The following is a 3,748-nucleotide window of genomic DNA, read 5'->3' on the forward strand; positions in this document are numbered from 1 at the left end:
TTATATTTAGATCAGAAAAGAAAGCTTGGCATTGCCAAAAGAATACAAAAACAGATTGACAAATATGGATTTAACCCTGATGAACTCAACTTTGCATCAAGCTGATTTACAGGACTTAAATTTTACGTTAGTCAGAATTAGATGAAGAACATATACTACATATTAATTTTAATTATTCCATTAAGCTTTAATACAAGTAAGGCTTGTGATTGTGGTGATTTTGGTGGTTTTGCTTATTCAAGTCAAATAGCAGACCTAGTAGCTTATGGAGAAGTTATTGCTTATGATAGTATTGGTACGCCTGGTTCTCCAGAATTACCATATTCTATTAAATTCCTTATCAAGGAAAAAATCAGAGGAATAGAATCAAGTGATACTATCATTATTTTCGGAGATAATGGTTTCGAATGCAGACCTTATATTGAGAAATTTAAACCAAACACTAAATGGATTGTCGCAGTTGATAGACTTCAAAACAGTGGCGGTGTATATGAATTGTCTATTTGTGGGGAATTTCATTTAGCTATGTTAAACGGAATAGCAAAAGGTAGAATAACAAATCAAAAAGGAGATTCCGAGATACAAAAAGCGCCATATAACGATGTTAAAAAGATTGTAAAGTCCTTCAATCAATATCCAATATATCGCCGAAGTAAAACTAAAATAAAGCATCAAAGTGGAATCGAATATGTAAAGTATTGCGATATTTTGCCAAATTGTTTTCTTGACAATCAGACTTTAACTGAGGTCGTGAACGATTTTATTTTTCTGCCAGAAGACTTTATGAAAGAAGGTGATAATTATTTAGTGCATGTTCATGGAATAGTTACAACAGAAAATAAGTTTATTTATAATGGTATTTACCAAAATGGATATAAGCTAGTTCCAGAATTAGAATCAATTGAAACAGCTATAGAATATTCACTCAAGGGATTGGAATGGCATCATGGTTTTGAATCAAATAAACCAATTAATGGACTTATAATCATTCCAATCTTACTAGAAAAATAACTACAGGCAACACGCTAGTATAAAGCATATGGCGTTCGTAGTTTTTAGGAAGTGTAGGAGATTAATTGAACACCGCCAAATCTTTGATTTGGCTTTAGAAATGAAAAGATAAAAACAAATAAAAGATTTGGCTCAGTGGAGTTTTGAAAGGTTTGGTTCGTTAAATCGCCATACGCTTCATCTAGCCAACCGTCAGACTGTGCAAAAACTCCCTTTAATTGTTGATAACTACACATCAGTTACTTAGGCATTGGTTCTGTAGTTTATTATCTTGAAAGTGAATCAAATATGAGAGCTATGGTTCATCAGCAAGGAGAAGATCGCAATCAAATGTTCATGTTTAGTCTGGAGGGAGCAATTGCCCCGGATGCCTTTGTCAGGGTAGTTGACGCTTTTGTCGATGCAATAGACCTAAAGAGCTTTGGTTTTAACCATGTCCAATGTAAAGAAGAAGGACGGCCCCCATATCACCCTAGTGCTTTGATGAAGCTCTATTTATATGGGTACCGTTACGGCGTTCGCACTTCACGACGATTAGAACGTGAATCACAGACAAACATAGAAGCCATGTGGTTGGTATCAGGTTTACGTCCCAAGTATAAGACCATAGCCGACTTTAGGAAGAATCATCCTAAAGCATTCAGGGAAGTTTTTCGTCGTTTTGTATGCCTGCTAAAAGAATGGAAACTAATAGATGGAGAAACCATCGCTATTGACTCATTTAAAATTCGAGGAGACAACTCCTTAAAAAACAATTTCAACGACAAGAAGCTAAAGCAACACATCGAATACATTGACAATAAGATAGCTGATTATGAGGCACAATTGGAACAGACAGAAGAAGCTGAAGAAAAAGAGGCTTTAACCACCAAGATAAAAGATCGTCAAGATAAGAAAGCCAAGTATGAGCAAGTAAAGAACCAATTGGATGAGATAGGCGAAGATCAGATTTCGACAACCGATCCCGATGCTAGAGCTGTAGTTTTTCAGAGAAACTCAGTTCGAGTAGGCTATAACATTCAGGCTTCATCAGATGCTAAACACAAGTTGATGGTTGAATTTGATACTGGAGATGTTAATGACACCCATGCCTTGGCGCCGATGGCAATAGCTTCTAAAGAATTATTGCAAGTGGTAAAATTAACCGCATTGGCTGATAAAGGTTACCATACAGGAGAACAGCTGCATCAGTGCCATACTCATAACATTACCAGCTTTGTTTCTCCCAAAGAGCCCTCTATAAAAGACACAGGTCTTTATCCGATTTCGGAATTTATTTACAATGCTGAACATGACTATTATACATGCCCCAATGGCAGCAAGTTGCTGAGTAATGGTAAATGGCACAAACGCTCTGAAAACCGCCGAAGAAAGAAGAGTGATACACGTTTTAAACGTTATACGACCAAAGATTGTAAAACCTGCTGTTCCAGACAGCTCTGCACCCAAAGCAAGGTGAATGGACGTAACATTGACCGAAGTCAATATGCTGATGACGTTGGACTAAACAACCAACGGGTCAATAATAATCCGGAGTACTACCGTCAGCGTCAACAAATAACCGAGCACATGTTTGGTACTTTTAAACGGCAACGGGGTTTTACACATACGCTTCTCAGGGGTAAAGAGAAAGTGCTGGGAGAAGTAGGACTATTGTTTATCGGCTACAATCTTAGTCGAAGCATCAACATCATTGGTGCAAAAAAGCTAATAGCTATGCTTAAAAAGCATGCATCCGTTTTTAAACATCAAATTAGACTTGTTTTAAGCCTATTTGAAGCCCTGAAATTTCAAAGTATAGATGTTCAATTGTCATCAAAAGGCACCAACATAAAGCCCCATATAGGACAAATTACACCACAATTGATATCTTTAATTTGAAATAAAGGGGTTGTTACACAAACTCCCGTTGTGCCCCATTCTGCATTTCGTAAGAATTAAATATTAAGGCAAACGTGAAAATTTCATATGGTTTAGTAAAACTAGATTTCACATTATTCAAAATACAACTAGGTCAAGTAATTTAATATGAGTAGACAACAAAAAATATATTTAACCACTTCCATATGTGTTGTGTTAACTGGACTAATATTATCAACATTTTACAGACCTTATGTGTATGCAAACCAAATAAGTGATTTCGGACTCGCAGACACCATTGGGAGTTTAGTATCTGTTGTTGGTTTTTGTTTCTTTGTTTGGACTTTTAAAAATTATACGGACAGTCAAAAGAATAAGCAAATAATCATTGTTACAATAGTCTATGGATTTGTATGGGAATTATTCGGACTTATCGGGATTCATGGTACATTTGATTGGAAAGACATTGTTGGAGCAGTTATAAGTGGCATTTTTACATTTCTAATCAAAGAATTAATAAAAAGACTAACTACTAGACAAGAATTAGTTACATCAAAGAAATGATAAATAACGGGGCACAACACGCTAGTATAAAGCAATTGGCGTTTGTGAGGATTGGAGGTTACTTTGGGTAATCGAACACCGCCAAATCTTTGATTTGGCTTTAAAAATGAAAAGATAAAAACAAATAAAAGATTTGGCTCAGAGAGGTTTTGGTTGTTTTGGTTCGCTAAATAGCCAATCGCTTCATCGTGTGCCGAGAAGTAGTGAACGGCAAAATATTCACTACATGCTGTAAATTGAGATGGTGGAAACCAGTTGTAGGGTTGAGCCACTGAGGTCGTCTTGCAGGAGGAGGCTTCAAACCGCCCAAAGG

Annotated in this window: 3 protein-coding genes; 2 read left to right on the forward strand and 1 reads right to left on the reverse strand. The window is 36.3% G+C overall.

The annotated features are described in order from the left end of the window. Positions 1 to 141 precede the first annotated feature (141 nt). Positions 142 to 1,011, forward strand: a complete 870-nt coding sequence (locus FNN09_RS20660) for a hypothetical protein (RefSeq protein ID WP_143304392.1) — start codon at positions 142 to 144, stop codon at positions 1,009 to 1,011. Between the two features lie 297 nt (positions 1,012 to 1,308). Further along, positions 1,309 to 2,892: an IS1182 family transposase gene (locus FNN09_RS20665; protein WP_185969091.1), complete on the forward strand. Its 1,584-nt coding sequence runs from the start codon at positions 1,309 to 1,311 to the stop codon at positions 2,890 to 2,892. Between the two features lie 419 nt (positions 2,893 to 3,311). Here the strand turns inward: FNN09_RS20665 and FNN09_RS21395 are convergent. Next, on the reverse strand, positions 3,312 to 3,748 hold a 437-nt coding region (locus FNN09_RS21395; RefSeq protein ID WP_221932552.1), incomplete at its 5' end, for a hypothetical protein.

The organism is Carboxylicivirga sp. M1479 (assembly GCF_007097485.1).
Lineage (GTDB): Bacteria > Bacteroidota > Bacteroidia > Bacteroidales > Marinilabiliaceae > Carboxylicivirga.

What these genes read in the sequence shown, in the direction of transcription:
- FNN09_RS20665 (WP_185969091.1), top strand. Translation starts at nt 1,309, where the DNA reads ATGGTTCATCAGCAAGGAGAAGATCGCAATCAAATGTTCATGTTTAGT.
- FNN09_RS20660 (WP_143304392.1), top strand. Translation starts at nt 142, where the DNA reads ATGAAGAACATATACTACATATTAATTTTAATTATTCCATTAAGCTTT.